The 16,779-nt window shown below is 35.9% G+C and carries 14 protein-coding genes; 5 read left to right on the top strand and 9 right to left on the bottom strand.

Translation table 11 applies throughout. The features are described from left to right. Positions 1–41: 41 nt before the first annotated feature. The 3 genes from BAU16_RS10475 to BAU16_RS10465 form a co-directional block, all read right to left on the bottom strand. Positions 42–2,711, bottom strand: a complete 2,670-nt coding sequence (locus BAU16_RS10475; protein ID WP_137605220.1) for a cation-translocating P-type ATPase — start codon at positions 2,709–2,711, stop codon at positions 42–44. A gap of 311 nt (positions 2,712–3,022) precedes the next feature. Next, positions 3,023–3,706, bottom strand: a complete 684-nt coding sequence (locus BAU16_RS10470; RefSeq protein WP_048605158.1) for a hypothetical protein — start codon at positions 3,704–3,706, stop codon at positions 3,023–3,025. A gap of 10 nt (positions 3,707–3,716) precedes the next feature. Beyond that, entirely contained in the window at positions 3,717–4,211 is a 495-nt protein-coding gene (locus BAU16_RS10465) for a helix-turn-helix transcriptional regulator (RefSeq protein WP_137605146.1), read from the bottom strand. Between the two features lie 280 nt (positions 4,212–4,491). Between BAU16_RS10465 and BAU16_RS10460 the strand changes: the two genes are divergently transcribed. The 5 genes from BAU16_RS10460 (at position 4,492) to BAU16_RS10440 (ending at position 9,528) form a co-directional block, all read left to right on the top strand. Next, on the top strand, positions 4,492–5,601 hold the full coding sequence (locus BAU16_RS10460; RefSeq protein WP_137605145.1) for a hypothetical protein: 1,110 nt from the start codon (positions 4,492–4,494) through the stop codon (positions 5,599–5,601). Continuing rightward, the gene (locus BAU16_RS10455) at positions 5,598–6,797 is read left to right on the top strand and encodes a hypothetical protein (RefSeq protein ID WP_161527033.1); all 1,200 of its coding nucleotides are present in this window, start codon (positions 5,598–5,600) and stop codon (positions 6,795–6,797) included. The genes BAU16_RS10460 and BAU16_RS10455 overlap by 4 nt, the downstream gene beginning before the upstream one ends. Then, the gene (locus tag BAU16_RS10450; protein ID WP_137605143.1) at positions 6,794–7,672 is read left to right on the top strand and encodes an ABC transporter ATP-binding protein; all 879 of its coding nucleotides are present in this window, start codon (positions 6,794–6,796) and stop codon (positions 7,670–7,672) included. Before BAU16_RS10455 ends, BAU16_RS10450 begins: the two co-directional genes overlap by 4 nt. Before the next feature lie 66 nt (positions 7,673–7,738). Continuing rightward, positions 7,739–8,440, top strand: a complete 702-nt coding sequence (locus BAU16_RS10445; protein WP_137605142.1) for a hypothetical protein — start codon at positions 7,739–7,741, stop codon at positions 8,438–8,440. A gap of 107 nt (positions 8,441–8,547) precedes the next feature. Next, positions 8,548–9,528 carry a DNA/RNA non-specific endonuclease gene (locus BAU16_RS10440; protein WP_161527032.1) on the top strand — a complete coding sequence of 327 codons (981 nt, stop codon included), beginning with the start codon at positions 8,548–8,550 and terminating at the stop codon, positions 9,526–9,528. Positions 9,529–9,601: 73 nt separating this feature from the next. On the opposite strand, the gene BAU16_RS10435 is transcribed toward BAU16_RS10440, so the two are convergent. The 6 genes from BAU16_RS10435 to BAU16_RS10405 form a co-directional block, all read right to left on the bottom strand. Beyond that, on the bottom strand, positions 9,602–10,336 hold the full coding sequence (locus BAU16_RS10435; RefSeq protein WP_137605140.1) for an ABC transporter permease: 735 nt from the start codon (positions 10,334–10,336) through the stop codon (positions 9,602–9,604). Between the two features lie 3 nt (positions 10,337–10,339). Beyond that, on the bottom strand, positions 10,340–11,236 hold the full coding sequence (locus tag BAU16_RS10430; protein ID WP_161527031.1) for an ABC transporter ATP-binding protein: 897 nt from the start codon (positions 11,234–11,236) through the stop codon (positions 10,340–10,342). A gap of 112 nt (positions 11,237–11,348) precedes the next feature. After that, positions 11,349–11,945 carry a hypothetical protein gene (locus BAU16_RS10425; protein ID WP_137605138.1) on the bottom strand — a complete coding sequence of 199 codons (597 nt, stop codon included), beginning with the start codon at positions 11,943–11,945 and terminating at the stop codon, positions 11,349–11,351. Next, a complete protein-coding gene (locus BAU16_RS10420; protein ID WP_137605137.1) occupies positions 11,942–12,919 on the bottom strand; it encodes a DUF4947 domain-containing protein in 978 nt (325 codons plus the stop codon). Before BAU16_RS10420 ends, BAU16_RS10425 begins: the two co-directional genes overlap by 4 nt. Positions 12,920–13,192: 273 nt before the next feature. Further along, positions 13,193–13,570, bottom strand: coding sequence for a hypothetical protein (locus BAU16_RS10415; protein WP_137605136.1), 378 nt, complete (start codon positions 13,568–13,570; stop codon positions 13,193–13,195). 1,343 nt (positions 13,571–14,913) lie between these two features. After that, the gene (locus BAU16_RS10405) at positions 14,914–16,635 is read right to left on the bottom strand and encodes a hypothetical protein (protein ID WP_237579237.1); all 1,722 of its coding nucleotides are present in this window, start codon (positions 16,633–16,635) and stop codon (positions 14,914–14,916) included. Positions 16,636–16,779: the final 144 nt, after the last annotated feature.

The raw sequence follows: 16,779 nt of genomic DNA, 5'->3' as shown, positions 1-16,779 counted from the left end.
AATCGACTGAGGAAAAGAATTTCACCTTATCTCTCTATTGCTTATTTTGCAGATGAATCAGAAAAACTTGGGGCTTTTTTTGAAAATAAAAATTTTCCGTTTGTTTGAATCACTGATAGAAGCACTTTCGTCAATTCCATTAAAATGACTGCTGCAAGCGCCAGGCAAAGAGAAATGAAAAATTGTGTCTGACCAAAATCTGCTGGTATTGAGAATAACCCTCGTAGCGCCGGTAAAAGCGTTCCAGCATACAATAGTCCACAAAAACCGACAGCCGCTAGAACGATCTTATTATGAAAGAAGCCTGCGCCAATCACGGTTTGTGTATTGGATCGTGCTGGGAAAATCTGTAGGGTACGACTCAAAATCAACGTGGAAAAGGACATGGCTACACCTAACTCAGCAGATTGCTGCATTCCAATCCATTGGGCAACGATCACGGCAATACTAATCAAAATTCCCCGATACGCAACCGAGATGAAGGTACTTCCAGAAAAAATGCCCGTTCGTGGATTTCTTGGCTGACGTTGCATAATGTTTGGTTCCGGTTTTTCCATTCCTAAAGCAATTGCTGGCACAGAATCATTCACCAAATTGATAAATAGTAATTGTAAAGCAGTAAATGGATTTGCCCAATTCATCACTAAAGCGAAAATAATTGTGATGATAGCTCCTAAGTTACCGGCAAAAAGATAAGCAACGGCTTTTTTAATATTATCAAAAACATTTCGACCAACACCGATTGCATTGACGATTGAAGCAAAGTTATCATCTGTTAAAACCATTGCTGATGCATCTTTTGCTACATCTGTCCCAGTACCCATGGCGATTCCAATATCTGCTTGCTTCAAGGCAGGAGCATCATTGACTCCATCCCCAGTCATTGCAGAAATGTGTCCTTTTTCCTGCCAAGCCTTTACGATTCGAATTTTATTTTCCGGAGAAACTCGAGCATAAACAGTGACTTTTTCCAACGTTTCCATTAGTTCATCATGAGTTAATTGATCCAACTCAGCACCTGTCAAAGCCAAATCGCCTTTTGAAAATAACCCGATTTCCTGTGCGATTGCCCGAGCTGTTGTTTTGTGATCACCCGTAATCATAATTGGCTTGATTCCGGCATTTTTTGCATCGGTGATTGCTTGATAAACTTCTTCTCTTGGCGGATCGATCATTGCCAACAAACCAAGCAAAATCAATTGATTTTCATCTTCATGAGTCACGTCTGTCGTTTGCACTGGACGATAAGCAAAAGCCAATACCCGCAATGCACGGTTTGAAAATTCTTCGTTTTGTTTTTGGAATTTTTCTAATTGTTTCGCATCAAAAGGTAAAATTTTATTTCCAATCTTAACATGTGTACTGCGTTGGAAAATAACATCCGGTGCACCTTTTGTCAGCAACTGTAATTTCCCATCTATCGTATGAACCGTTGACATTAACTTACGATCTGAATCAAATGGTAATTCATTTTCACGAGGATATTTTTTCCGCAAACTTTCTGCTGAAATTTGTTTCTCGCTACCAAAATCAACTAACGCAATTTCGGTTGGATCACCGATTTTATTTCCTTCTTCATTGATTGCTGCATCATTTGCCAGTAAAGCTGTTTGCAGTAATTGTTGTTGGGTTTCTTCATGGTTTTCAAGAAAAAATGAATCAACAACTGTCATCTTATTTTGAGTCAAGGTTCCTGTTTTATCCGTACAAATAATACTGGTAGCACCTAGAGTTTCCACAGCAGAAAGTTTACGAATGATCGCATGCTGCTTCGCCATTTTTTTCGTTCCCAAGGATAACACAATCGTCACGATAGATTGCAGTGCTTCTGGAATGGCAGCGACAGCTACGGCCACTGCAAACATGAAGGCATTCATCACACTCGGCCAAATATCGGGATTGCCGCTAATAAAGATACGTGCCAACTGAATACCGAAAATCAACAGCGAGAGTGCTAAAATCGCTAACCCTAATTTTTGGCTGAATCGATCCAAATTTCGCTGTAAAGGAGTTGCCGCAGTTGTAGCATTTTCTAACAAATCAGCTACCTGACCGATTTCGGTTTCTTTACCTGTTCGAGAAACAAGAAATTTTCCTCGGCCATAAACTACTAAGGTTCCACTATGCACCATATTGTTGCGGTCACCAACGGGTAGAATCCCTTTGATTTCTGCCGTATTTTTTTCTGCGGGAACTGATTCTCCCGTCAACATTCCTTCATCAATTCGTAAACTTCCAGCTTCGATTAACCGTCCATCTGCCGGAACAAAATCACCTGCATCCAGTAAAACGACATCTCCAGGAACAATCTCTCTGGCGGGTACTGTTTCAGGAGCGCCATTTCGAAGGACCTTTGCACTTGGCGAAGATAATTTTTTCAGAGCATCTAATGAGTTTTCTGCTTTTTTTGTTTGGATCACACTAACAACAGAATTTAGAAGCAAAACGGCAAAAATGACTACCGATTCCAATGGATGGCCCATCACGATCTGTACGACCGCTACAATCAACAGAACAATCACCATCGCATCTTTAAAAGTCTCTAAAAACACTTTCCAAAGAGGTGTTTTTGCTTTACTTTGCAGTTCGTTGAAACCATGAGCTGCCAAACGCTGTTCTACCGCATCACTTGACAAGCCGTTTTCATTGCTGTCTAGTTCGTGGTAGAGATCGGTCATTTTTTTCTGATAATCGGTTGTTTCCTGCTTCATGTCTTTTTCTAATTTCTGTTCCACTCGAGAACCTCCAATAATTTGATTTGAAAGAAAAGAAAAAGACCCAAGACAACTATCTGGATAGTCATCTTAGGTCTTACTGTTTAATATAATACCAGATGATCGAAAACGACCAACTTACTGTTGATATTATCGCGAATACTCGCCAGTTACTCCCCTAAGGAGATATTCTTTTCTTTCGTTATATTAAGAGTAACAAAGTTGAAGAACATGTGCAAGTAAAAACTTTATTTTCCAAAAATATTTTCATTTCAGTTATTTTATAACAACGGTTCCTTTCACTTTCATCATTGAAAAATTCCCATTAAAGCCAATAAAATCATTGTAACAATAGCGACAGCCAGCATAACTTTTTCATATTCTTTCGGAGTCGCCATCAAATTTTTTGGGGTAATTCGTAAAATTTTAATCTCTGGAAATTCTTCCTGCAATTGTGTTTCATATCCCCATGCTTTTGGTGCCAAAGCTACGGTGACGTGTTTGGTATTGTGGTGCAATAGTTCCCTTGTCTCTTCTAACGTCTTCACAAGCCAATAAACTGAGGGATACTCTCTCATTAATTGACGAAGATTCTCTTCTTTAAATTGCGGGCTCAACTCTTTAGGCAGTTTATTTTGATTGATGTCTGAGCCGGCAACAATCAGATAACCAGTCGTTTGACCTATAACCGCAGCCTTTGGTGCCAAAAACCGCATAAACTGATCTGTGGAAATCAAGATCACTTCTACTGTTGGGTACCATTGAAGAATTTCTTTTTTATATTTCAGCGTAATCGGTGTAAAAGCCACTGCCTGATACGCAAGAATTGTGTCTTTGTTCATATCCGAAAGGCTTACCAACTGCCATTCATAATCGCTGTTTTCAGCTTTAAGAACATTCAACGCTCTTGGTTCGTAGACCTGATCTTGTTGCGCCCAAAACAACCCATATTTTTCTTGTGAACTTATCGTAAGTAATGCTCCCTGCTTCATTTTTTTCCTCCTAATTCACAATCAATGATTGTAGTATGACTGTCAAAAAAATGCCCACAAAAAAAGTAATCCAAATCCATCGACCAATATCATACATATTTTCTGTTTGGGAATAAAGGGCTGCTGCTCGTTTGGTTTGCCACATATAAACACCGGTGCCAATCAAACCACCTACTGTATAAAAAAGTAAAATATTCAGTCCGCGTGGTCGCAAAATAATTTGCAGAATCAATAGAATGACAGAAAAAACAATTAATCCATACATGTACCGTTTTGCAAGAGGATAGGTCTTGGTTAACGTCGGCTCCGACTTATTCTCCAGCATTTCATCGATGGAAACCTGATAAAGATTGCTTAAAATCAGTAAATTTTGCAAATCTGGTTGTGCTTTGCCATTCTCCCAATTGGAAACCGTTTGTCGACTGACCAAAATTTTTTTTGCTAATTCTTCTTGCGTTAACTGATGCTCGATTCGCAGCTTCTTCAGCTGTTGATTGAGTTCCATTTTATTCCCCCCCAATACTCCCTGCTTGATATCCCAATCTTAGCAAATTTTTGTAAAAAAACCACAAATACCTCCATTTCTTACCGACAAAATCATTAGACATAGCGCTGGAATAGGGTTTCGAGCCTTTTTTTGGGAAAATTGTGTTCCACAACTCAATCAGCGAAAAGAGAATCAAATTCATTTTCAGAATATTTCGCCTTTTATTTCGTTCAATGTTATACTATTTCTAAAATCTTATTAAAGAGTAATTGAATTTTATTTTGGTAGGTGTACTATTTTGGCTTATTTTAAAACGCTATTTTTAATCAATCGCCATAACATCAAATATCAATTCTTATTAGCTCTCACAATTCTTTTTACATTTATTCAAATTGGAAATACGGTTAGTCAGAACCGCCCCTTTTTATTGGAAGAGAATTCAGCAGCTCGGCAAGCTGTTCAGAGTATTTTATCTCAATTCAAAAAAATTGATCCATCAGAGCAAGAAACTCAAAAAGATCCCCTTTATTTTAATCTGATCCAACAATCAGAATTACTTGCTCGTAAAGAACAAGCTCTTCTGTTTGAAAACTGGAAGCTACTTAATGAAGCCTCATTAGAATTAGTTGAAGTACGAGAATCATTTCTGACACTTCCTGGCTCAAAAAAATATCAATCTTATCTACCAACATTGGCTGAGAATCAATTAGAGAAAACTTTTTTTCAAAAGATTCAAAAAGACCATATTCCTCTAATCACAGAAAACAGTACACTTGTTATGGCGATGATTTCTTTGATTGTTAGCTTAGGATTTCTTTGGTTTCCACTTAATGCATTAATATCTAGTGATTTACTACTAGAAGAAATGAATCACTTGTCTGTTACTAATGGTTATCCGATTTCTTTTCGAAAACGAATACTCCTAAAAATCAGCTTCCTTTTTGGAATTTTTCTGTTGGTTCTCTTTTTGATTTTATTACTGGCAGGTATCATGGGTATTTTTTCCCCGATTGGTTCTCTTTGTTATCCTGTACCTATCTATATCCAAAACTATCAGACGGTTCCTTTTTGGCTGTATCTCTTTTTAATTATAGGTTATCTATTAATGTTGACTCTTTTCACAACATTACTTTCATTGAGCTTGAATTATCTTTTAAATAATTTGTACATCACGATTTTCACCAGTTTTGGTCTTTATTTACTCCCCTACTTTTTTCCAAATTTTATGAAGAGTCTCTGGTTTCTACCTTCTATTTTCCTTAACCCCGTTCAATTGCTGCAAGGAGAATTTTTAAAAGAAACCTTTCTTAGCGGTATTGGTGTTTTAGCAACCTGGTGTTTGTTTTTTATTACTTTTTTAAGCCGCGTATTAAATGCACAGAAGCTTAAAGAAAGAAGGCATCGATGAAAAACTATATCTTGATTGAAAGCAAAGAATTGATTACGAATAGAAAAAATCAAGTAATCTTTATTTTTCTTCTCATTTTCGGTCTGTATTTTAGTTTTATTGACGTCAATAGATTCGATCCTATTGAAAAAGTAAATAAAGCTGAAATTGCGGCGCGTTATGAAGATCGCGAACATTTTTTAAAAAATGTAAAAATTAATGAAACGACTCATTACCTGGTTCGCTTTGCTGCGGAGGTCTTCCCTCAATGGAATAAATTGGATTATGAACGCTTGCGTGGACTTCAAACGAACGATTTAAAAAAATATGCCCAAGCAACGGCTGAGTGGTATGCCTTTTCTGATGATATTTATTTTAAAAAACTATCGGAAGACTTGCGCTACAACACAAGGTACTATCAACTTGGAAATTATTTTGCTCATTTTGATGGCCACTATGCCTACAAACGCGAGAAAGTAAAGTATCAAGCCTTTGCAAAAGCTGACTATTCTTTAGCTCTCAGTGCCTTTGATGAACGAACTGCTTTACAGACTTTTTATCGATTAAGCCAAAACATATTGCCCATAATCGTTCTTATTGCGCTGCTCCTTTTGACAAGCGACATTCTTACTAAGGATACAAAACATCCTTCTCTTGTATCTGGTTATCCTTTGACTCCCTTTTCAAGAATTCTTGGGAAAAGTTTTCTCTTATTCATAGGACTTGTTTTGATTTTCATTGCTTTTTTACCGGCATTCGTGTTTATAGGCATTCAGTATGGCTTTGGAGATTTTCGGTATCCTATTCCGATTTATTTAAATGATCAGTTGAATAACGGGGAATTTCACTCTATTTCTTTGGGAAACTATACTCTTATTTTCTTTGGCTTGTTGCTCCTTTGGGGATTTTTATTAAACTTTTTAATCATGTCATTGAGTCTGTTATTTCGAAATGAATTAGTAAATATTGGTTTAGGATTGCTAGTTATCCTACTGGAATTTCTCTATTACCGTCAAGGAATTGGTGAATTTCGCGCCTATGAATGGTTACCGAGCTCTTTTATAAAAATTGGCGAGATTATTACCGGTTATCATAATTATCTTTACGTCACTACAAAATTTACGATTCGTCAGTTCTTGCTCATATTCTCACCATTTATAATTAGTGGAATAGGATTTTCTTATCTTCTATCCAAAAGAAAGGGGCGTTTCTATTGATTTCCGTAAAAAATATCACTGTTTCTTTTGAGCAAGTTACGGTATTGAAGAATCTGACTTTCCAAATATATCCAAGAGAAATCATCGGACTAGTAGCCCCTAATGGTACAGGAAAGTCGACACTTTTAAATGTATTGATGAATTATCTAAGTCCGACTAGTGGAAAAGTTTTCTTTGATGATCTCACCTATCAAAATAAACAAACGGAAAGAAAGATTCACGAACAAATTACCATGATGCCTGATCAAAGTGACTTATACGATTCACTTTCAGGTAGTGATCATTTGAAAATCTATCAGAAAATGTGGTCAAAAACTGCCATCGACTATTTAAAAGTCATTGATGACTTGCATATGGAAAACTATGTAAAACGAAAAGTCGGTGAATATTCCTTAGGTATGCGCCAACGTTTATGTTTTGCAATGCAAATTGTCGCAAACACTCCTTATATGCTAATGGATGAAGTGATGAATGGATTAGATCCGACGAATGTCACACTGCTTTCTCAACTACTGATCCAAAAACGGGAAGAAGGAAAAACTATCATCATTTCTTCTCACCTGTTGGAGAACCTAGAGCAGTATTCCGATCGAATCTTTTTCTTGAAGGATGGCAATTTTATCAAAGAGATCAAAAAAAATGAGGATAATGAACCTGTGGTAAAATTTAAATTCACGTTGAAAAAAACTACTACCATCAATGGAAAACAGGTAACCACTCTTCCAAATGGAACTAGCTATATTCCTTTTGTTAAAAACACAGATGATATAGCCTCCATTTTTCAGCAATTACAGGTTCTAGGCGTTGAAGAAATGGCGATTACAGCAATTGATTTAAAAGATTTGTATTCCTTTTATTTTGAAACAAACGCGTAATGGGAGAATGAGATAGTATTTTTTGAGCATTATGGTATGATAACCGTAACAATTGTTTTTTAGGAGATGATTCTTATCTTTGCCTTTATTGAGTTAAAAGAATGGATTGCCGGTGAACGTTTTTCAGTAATTATTTCCCCTATTTTGATTGTCATGGGAGCTTTGCTGTTACTTGTTTTTATGTTTGCCGTAATCTATCATCATTACCGATTCAGCAAGCATGTAGCCATTTTTTCTTTCGTTGCTTTGTTAACTATTGGTGGTGTTTTTTATCTCCAACACAATCGACTTCAGGAATTCTACACGGTCAGTCGCGACGTTTTACCAAATATTCGTGACCGTGAGCTGACTTTTACTGGGTATGAACCTTATGACGAAGAAACAATCAATTCATTCAAAAGATTTCAGAATCGGGCGGGTATTGAGGCACTTGGTATGTACACTTCTCATCCGGTTAGCGAATCTGTTGATTATCTTGGGACTGCCTATGACTCTTATTATTTTCTTTTCCGTAATCAAGTCGTCTATTTACGGGATAGATCAGAATTTACCGCAGACAAAGAAGCAAAATTAACAGGTATCCAGTATACTTTGGAAAAAAATGAATTTGCTAAGATTGGTTTTTTGAAGGAAACAAACCATTTTCTGGACGTCTTAAAAATCCCTGAAACGCAAAAAGAACTGCTTTACGAGCCTATTGATGGCAAAAAAGCACGTCCCTTTGAAATTGCACAATCTGTTTGGGCAACCTATGATGAACCACAGTAGAATCTGGGATAATCCAGATTCTTTTTTATTTCAAACGTCCCCAAAAATAAAAAATTGTTATATACTCATAAAGAGCTTTTTAGATTTTTTAGTAAAAGGAGAATAATATGCACTTTATCTATGTAATAGTGGGAATTTTTATTATTTTGACCCCCCTAGTCTTTCCCCATCTTTCAAAAAAGAAAAAATATGAACTGCTATCCCTGATTAGCTTAACGGCAATTTTTCTGGCAGGCTGTTCCTCACTCAATCTTCCGGGAAAAGAATCAAGTTCTGATTCAGTTTCACAGGAAAACATTCAAGCAACCAATAGCGAACTTGCAGAGTTGAGTTATAAAGGAACGCAGACCATTGATATAAATCAAGGGAAGCCCACCTTCACCCAAAAAGATTTGACCACCAAAAATGGTCCTTGGGAAAAATATGGCGATTTAGATTCTTTGAATCGACCAACCTATGCCGAAGCATTACTCAAAAAAAGTCTGATGCCGACTGAAAAGCGTGAACCCTTGACCGTGGACCCTACCGGCTGGCGGAATAAAAAAATCAAAGACGGCTATCTGTACAATCGGTCCCATTTGATTGGCTTCCAGTTGACTGGGCAAAATAATAATTTGAAAAATTTGATTACTGGTACTAGACAATTGAATAGTCCGGAAATGCTGCGTTTTGAGTCCGACATCGCCTATTTCCTTAAAGAAAACCCAACAAAGTATGTTCGTTATTCTGTCGTTCCGGTTTTTAATGGAGAAGAATTAGTTGCTCGTGGCGTACACATGCAGGCACAATCCATTGACAGTGACGATATCCAATTTAACGTGTATATTTTTAACATTCAGGATGGTGTAACAATCAATTATTCAGATGGCACCAGTCGAATCGGCTCTTCAACAACCAGTACAACAGAATCCGTGAGCGAAGAAAAAAAATTTGTCGATAAAAATGGCAATGGCTTGATCAAAGGCTCCAATAGCGGAATTTATCATATTCCCGGTTCGAAATATTATGACAAAACGACAAATCCGAAGGCTTGGTTCAAGACTATTGCAGAAGCAAAAGCTGCCGGCTATCGCCCACCGGCGGAGTAATTATTCTATTTGTAACCTCAAAAAGAAGTATCCAACATATGCGGATACTTCTTTTTTACAGCTTCTACTTTTATCAAGCCACATCCTCCCGTTTTCTTGAAATAAGAAACGAGATACCTAAAAAGACAACCCCATAAGCTATCATAATCAAAACAGAAGTTAGCGGTACGGAACCATTCTCGATATAGACCACAGCCAATTCTCGAAAATGATAAGTCGGTGTCATTTGGGAAATAGTTTGTAACCAGTCAGGAAATTGATCAGTCGGAAACCACAATCCACCCAACATGGCTAATCCTAAAAACAAGATATTCGCAAAAACAGACACTGTTTTTTCATCCTTAAAATTGCTGAGAATCGTTCCCAGACTTAGAAAAATCGTTGCCCCAAACAACAGCAACAAAGCAGAAATAATCCATTGTTGCACGGTCAAATCAACTTTTCGTACAAAAAATCCGGTCATGAAGACAAGAAAAATCGCCAAAATGAAGAGGAGTAACATTTTTATTATCTTGATTAAATAAATATCAAATTTTTTGATTGGTAGTCGATTCAAAAGGACGCGCCATCCATTTTTCTTGTCTTCGATAATTTCAAATGGGAAAGTGAAAATAGAAAAGCTGGTTAAGCTAAAGGTTGTCATTGAAATAAGATATTCCTTCATGAAGATCTTTTGATATTCTGGATTGGGAAGTTTAAGCACCGCCGTAAAGATTAGGTAAAATGCAACCGGCATAGCGATGCTCATAAGCAAATATTTTTTGTTGCGGGTAATCCGCAATAATTCGACTTTCATCAAGTTTCTCATTGCTTATTCCGCCTTTCTCTCTTTTCCTTTTTCATTAAAAATCGTATCCAATAAGGAGGTATTGGTTAACTCGATTTTTTCTAAAGGAAAGTCGATGGCTAACAGTTCTTCAAAAATTCTGCTTGTCTGCTCAGCTTGAAAGTGCCATTTTGTCAATTCATTCGTTTCAACAATGCGGATTTGATTAACGGAAATTATTTTTTGGATTTTTTCTTTATATGGTGTATAGTTATCGGATTCGATCCAAAGTATCTTCTCGTGATCCAGCATTCGAAGATGGTAAGGCGTGTCATCAGCAATCAGTTCTCCATCGTTTAACAAAATTACTCGATCTGAACTGTAATTCACTTCTTCAATATAATGTGTCGTAAAAACAATTGTTGTTTCATTATCCATCAATTGCTGGATAATCTCCCAAAAATGCTTTCGAGTGCTGGTATCCATACCATTCGTTGGTTCATCCATAATCAGCAATTTAGGTTTATTAATGATAGACAAACAAAAATCAAGGAGCCGTTGTTGTCCACCAGATAATTTTGCGGCAAATTGATTTAATTGTTCAGAAGAAAATTTTAAGATATTGTTCCTCTCTTCTTCAGACAGATGATTTTCCCCATAGCTGCCGACAAAATGAAGAAGCTCCTTTACTTTTACATCATCGGGAAAATTCGTTTTTTGTGGTAAAAAACCGATTTCATTTTTTTCAAAACTCATTGTAATACTTCCACTCGTTTGAAAATAATTTCCCAATATAATATTTAGAAGTATACTTTTCCCTGCCCCATTTTTTCCTAATAAGGCAACACATTCATTCTCGTTGATTGTCAGATCAATCTCACTTAATGCGACATTGTTAGAAAATTCTTTTTTTATTTTCTCAGCAACGATGACCGGCTTCATAAGATTCCCTCCTGTACCCAAACCTTTTGCAGAAAAATCCTTTTCTTAAGTATACAGGAGGTCTGAACTTTTTAATAGCTAGACGGGTTCTTGCACCTTTCTACGAACTACATTAATACACATCTTTATCAATAATCATCAACGTTTTTTTATTATAGGTAACAGTGACGGTCATCCCGGCATACTCTCCGCTTTCATTATTTTGCCATTCCGCTATTACCTTTGCAGGGTGTCCATACTCCTCCTGTTCCCAAGTAACTCTACTTGTTGGTTTGCCGACTATTTTTTCCAAATCAGCATAATTTCCGCCATTGGTATAAGAATACTTTTCTGTTTTTTCGTTATATTCTTCTGTTGCTACTTGGATGGCGTCAAAAACCGATTGGCTCCATCCAGAAACGCTACTGATATCTTTTTCCTCAGAATCAGACGTCCATAAAGTATAAGTCGCCTCATCGGGTTTTGATGGTTCAGCAGTTTCAGAAGAAATGGAACGAATAAAAATTTTACCTATGAAGATCGTTAGTGACACTAGGAAAACTGCTAAAATCAGTTTCCCCCATTTTACTTTCGATAAAGTTAGCACAGTATCTATTTCAGGTTTTGCTTTTTCTGCTACATACACTGTTTTACAATAATCGCATTTCCAACCATTGGTAGTTTCGTGGAATTCCGTACTTCCACAATTTTCACATATCTGTGGCTTCATTGACAGGTTCCTTTCTCCGTATAATTTTCTGGAAAATCTTCAGGATATGAACCTAAGCCATTGTAAGGATGACTTTCAGGAATTCTTGTAAAGTAAACATATCGTGGAATTGGTGAGATATAAATAATTTTTTCTCCCTCAAAATATACGTTGGGTTTTCCTTGCTCCTCATAGACGAATTCTTTTGTGAAACTTACGGCTGAAAAATCATTGAGTGCCAATAAAAAGGCACGAACTTCTCGCCAGGTTAACTGACCATCTCGTAACTCTTTTTGCAAAATTTGCATTTCCGAATTCTCAAGATTCTCATCATCATAATTAAGCACTATATTTTCTCTAATTTTATTAGGATCGGTTAAAATTTCATCTGGTTTTCCAAAAGCTTTTGTAACATCTTTTTCTGAATACTGGGTATATTCGGGAATATAAGCTAATAAAAACCCATTCTCCTTGTAATAACTAGTCGCCGCTAAATCTGAATCAGGATTTTCAATTAGCATATCTTTTTTAGGAGCGCGCGTGAGTCGATTTTTTTCCAATTTATCGTGCTCTTTTTGCGCTAAATCCAACCGTTGCCCATATTCTTTCGTTTTGTCCCCACCATATTTAGCTATGGATACCTTTGCTTTTGATATTTCTTCTTGATTTAGCGTCAACTCCGCAATCATTACATTTCTTTGGGGATTCTTTAACTCGTCTTCACTCCACTTTGTCGCTTTCGTCGTGACCGCCGCTCCTTGCCCCAAACCATCGATCCCTTTTTCTAATGGACCATGAAGTGCAAAACCAATTCCAACAAAAAAAATGATTCCTGCAGCGAGCCAGATGCCGAAGTGAGATTTTCGATGAGAAATATCGACAGGTACGTCGATTTCATTTGAGGGATAAACAGCATGACAATATTCACATTCATACCCATTTCTTACTTTTTTAAAACGATTCCCTCCGCAAAACTCACAAACTAAAGCTTTCATATATTCTCCTTAAACCAAAAAAACATCCGCTGGAATTTTTTTGTTCAATGCTTAAAACTCGAAAAGCTGCTGTTTTTCTGATAAATACTATAATGAAAATAGCCCACCTATCGTGTTTTGTCAATAATCTAATCGTAGGTTATTTAGTATTTTCCATTTTTCTACTTTCTTGGTTTTAAAAGGAGATGTCTTCATTTTTAGTAGAAAAAAACCAAGAACAGTTTGCTCTTGGTTGACTAAAAATTATATTCAAGAAATTATAGACCACGGTCACTATTTCTTTTTCTCTGCTTTTTCATCTAAAGTACTTAGAAAAATGGGCATCAAAATTAGTAGGATTGATAGTACGACATCACTTACAGAAATATTTCGCAGTTTTAAGATTGGCATAACAAGAATAACAAGAGCATATAAAAAGCGACGTTCATTTTTTTGTAAATTTTGTTGAAAAACAGTACTTGAAAAAGAAATACCAATTAGCTTGTTCTTAAACAAATATCTCCAGAAAACGATTATTAAAATAATGGCAATCACTAGCAATATTCTGGCTAAAAAATAATATTTAATTTGATGGAAGAGACAAGCTGTTATCAACAAAAGAGCATACAGTCCCATTAATCCCCAATTTCGTTTTCGTTCGCGATTATCCACTTTGCGCCTCCCTAATTATGCTGTTTGCGGTAAACACCTGTATTTTGATACACCTTTAACACAGTATTTAAATTAAACATATTCTGCATTTAATCCAATTACTATTGATTTTTAAAGCTTGTTCCTAATCTCTACCTTACTCGTTCACAATTGTTTTTGCAACCCCTTTCAAGAACGTATGGTTTTTAAAATATTGGATTCCTATTTTATTCTTTAGATTTAACAATCCTGCGTGTTAAGATTGAACTTGAGTGTCTGAATTGGAGTAGTATCGGTTCAATCTTCTGGTGCATCAAAGTTTCGCATTTTTTACTGTCAAAAAAATTGTCTACGGATATTCTTACCATAGACAATTTCTAAAAATCCACAAACTATTCACTTCTATTTCCAAATAAACCCTTATTTTTTAGGTTTTTCATCGTCATCCAGGAAAGGACTCTGACTGTTTTACGCTAGAATTTTTGGAAAAATAATTGTTTGCGGTATTATGAACGGTCTTTTGAATATAACTAATAATTTTAGTGTCATATTCAGTGATCAAAAAAATTGGATTCATTATTATCACTTCTTCCCTTGAAAAATCGAAAGAAAAAAGATATACGGATAAATTAGTTAGTGAGTCTATATTGCCAATATCCTCTCGTAGCACGTCCAACATGAACGGTGTTATCCTCATGAATTTTTGGAAGAATATTATTTACAAAATTTCGATAATCCAGAAAAACTTCACTTATATTTATCAATTTTTTTGGTATAACTGTTTATTAGATAAATATTTTCCAGCCTATTTTAAAAATTGATGCAATAATAACTCCATAGCTAACTTCACATAATTGACCGCAGCTACATTTACACTTCCATTTTGTTTTCCAATCTAATTTCTTATTTAGTGGTTCAATGACAGTCAAGTTACCGAATATCTGCTTTTCTAGATGAAACTGCTTTTCCTTAAGACATCCACAATTCTTGATTTCTCCTCTTTGCAATCGTTCTGCCGAGGCTAGTATTTCATTACCGCATGAACATAGACATTTCCATACAACAGTTCCTTCGCTGGGGCAAGAGCAACTAGTTCACCAAATTCTTTATTTGGTAAATCCTTGCATCTATGCCGATTCTTAACATTTCCGCACCCACAGCTTTTTGTTCGACCCGAGACTAAATTGGAATGATAAACAACTGTTTCTTACCCACAATCACAAAGGCAGTGATACTTTTTATATCCATTTTGAATTAATTCATCTAAAATAATCAGATGACCATATCTTTTCGCATCATCAATCGCCTCTTTACTCTTGAAATCTATGTACTAGATAACTAGGGAACCACCCTAGTTATCTCTACTAAGCCGCTTCAAATTTGAAGGTCATTTGTATGTTACATTTTGTATTTTGATATTTTCCGTAATATGCTCCTTTAATTTGAAATCCACCAACTGATTGAGAATTTAAAATTCCTAATTCCTGATCTGCTACTGATGGATGTAATTCAATCATCGGAAACTGAAACTCTTCCAATGAGCTCAGATTTAATTTCACTTTTTCATCTTTTCCACTAGGTTCAGCAGCATTAGCCCGAATGACATCAATCGTTGAACTAGAATCCACTTGCATTTTGTCTAAAGATACTTTGAGCTTAGCAGTTGAATTATTTTTCACTTCGTAACTTGGTGATGATACCTTACCGTTTTGAATATCTGTTGATCCAAAAATTACTTTTTGTGGGATAGTAACATCAATCAAGTCTTTAGCATCTAAAATGTTAATCGTGATATCTTTCGTAAGATTCCCAATTTGTATTGTAGCAGTATAAGAACCAAATTGAGGCTTTACATCATGCCTAATTACTTTTATTTGCTTAGACACTTCATTTCCACTTGAAAGTTCCCATGCTTTAGATTGACTTTCTTGCAAAATCCATTCTTCAATTTTTGAGGCAGGAACTTGATTAGAATAGGCAGTAAAATTTTGAGAACTCAATACATATTGATTATCGAAATTACTGTGATTATCATGAACAAAAACAGGTACAGTCACTTTTGATTTATTACCATTTTGATCGGATAATTCAACTTCTGCCTCTGTCAAACCAATTTTAGATGTATCAGGTATTTTTATATATTTTGCTGTTATTTTTGAAATAGCATCGTTATCTTGCAAGTTTGTTACTACATCAAGTGAGTTGGCTGATATACTGCCGTTGACTGGGATCATTTGTAAAATACCATTCCCAGTAGGTGCAACAGTTTCAGGATTAACAGTTAACTTTGCTTGTACTTTGGTAATATTTCCAGATGGATCACTTACTTCCAGATAAACATCTTGAATACCAACTTTCTTATTGTCCGGAGTTGGTTTTGACTTATCAAATGAAAACGAAAATGGTCCATTAATATCATTATCTGATACATGATCGATAAAATCAGCTTCCGTTACAGTACCTCCGTAGTCTATCGTTGCATCCTTACTTATGACTTTTGAAGGAGTTGTATCCTTCACAATCACTGTAGTACTCAAGCTTGCGGTATTTCCCAAGTTATCGATTAATTTAACACCAAAATTGTGACTACCTAATCCTAGACTATTTGGGTCCGAGTCTGGACGAATGGTAACGGGTTGTTTTCCATTATCCTTTGGCGGACTTACAAAGAAGTTATTAACATCTGCTGTCTGACCTAATTCCAATTCTATTGGATTAATCAATGTCCCTGTTGGAGGTGTTGTGTCAACAACAGTAAAAGGAATATCTACTAGGATAGTATCTCTACTATCGGAAAATGCAAAAGTACCAATTGTCTTGCCCAGCTTGGTATCATCTGGCTTAGTTTTCATATACCAATTCACCTGACCATACTGATACAATACATTTACATAGCTCATAACACTACTGTCTGTTGGATTAAATAAATTCAATTCAATCGTATTATTCTTCTTTGGAACAATATTTAACTTTTTTGAAGATACATTCACTAAAAATGAATCCACTTGTGGAACATTACCTATTCTGTCATTTACACGATACCAGACACCTGCAACTTTTTCTTCGACCCTAAAAGACCATTCCAAGTCGTACTCTACATCGATACGTACCTTGGATGTATGCTAATAAAGTAGACAATTTTTCTGCTATACTGCTATTTGACTAGACACTATTTTTGAAAGGAATGTTTTGATGGTAGATAAACGTAAGTCCCCTCGTAAGTTTGATGA

It is taken from the genome of Enterococcus sp. JM9B, assembly GCF_009933265.1.
GTDB classification, from domain to species: Bacteria; Bacillota; Bacilli; order Lactobacillales; family Enterococcaceae; genus Enterococcus_C; species Enterococcus_C songbeiensis.
Note: the sequence above shows the minus strand (reverse complement) of the source record. Positions and strands in the feature narration are given on the sequence as shown.

Coding starts and splice junctions, on each gene's coding strand:
- BAU16_RS10475 (WP_137605220.1), bottom strand. CDS start 2,711: ATGAAGCAGGAAACAACCGATTATCAGAAAAAAATGACCGATCTCTAC.
- BAU16_RS10470 (WP_048605158.1), bottom strand. CDS start 3,706: ATGAAGCAGGGAGCATTACTTACGATAAGTTCACAAGAAAAATATGGG.
- BAU16_RS10465 (WP_137605146.1), bottom strand. CDS start 4,211: ATGGAACTCAATCAACAGCTGAAGAAGCTGCGAATCGAGCATCAGTTA.
- BAU16_RS10455 (WP_161527033.1), top strand. CDS start 5,598: ATGAAAAACTATATCTTGATTGAAAGCAAAGAATTGATTACGAATAGA.
- BAU16_RS10445 (WP_137605142.1), top strand. CDS start 7,739: ATGATTCTTATCTTTGCCTTTATTGAGTTAAAAGAATGGATTGCCGGT.
- BAU16_RS10440 (WP_161527032.1), top strand. CDS start 8,548: ATGCACTTTATCTATGTAATAGTGGGAATTTTTATTATTTTGACCCCC.
- BAU16_RS10435 (WP_137605140.1), bottom strand. CDS start 10,336: ATGAGAAACTTGATGAAAGTCGAATTATTGCGGATTACCCGCAACAAA.
- BAU16_RS10430 (WP_161527031.1), bottom strand. CDS start 11,236: ATGAAGCCGGTCATCGTTGCTGAGAAAATAAAAAAAGAATTTTCTAAC.
- BAU16_RS10425 (WP_137605138.1), bottom strand. CDS start 11,945: ATGAAGCCACAGATATGTGAAAATTGTGGAAGTACGGAATTCCACGAA.
- BAU16_RS10420 (WP_137605137.1), bottom strand. CDS start 12,919: ATGAAAGCTTTAGTTTGTGAGTTTTGCGGAGGGAATCGTTTTAAAAAA.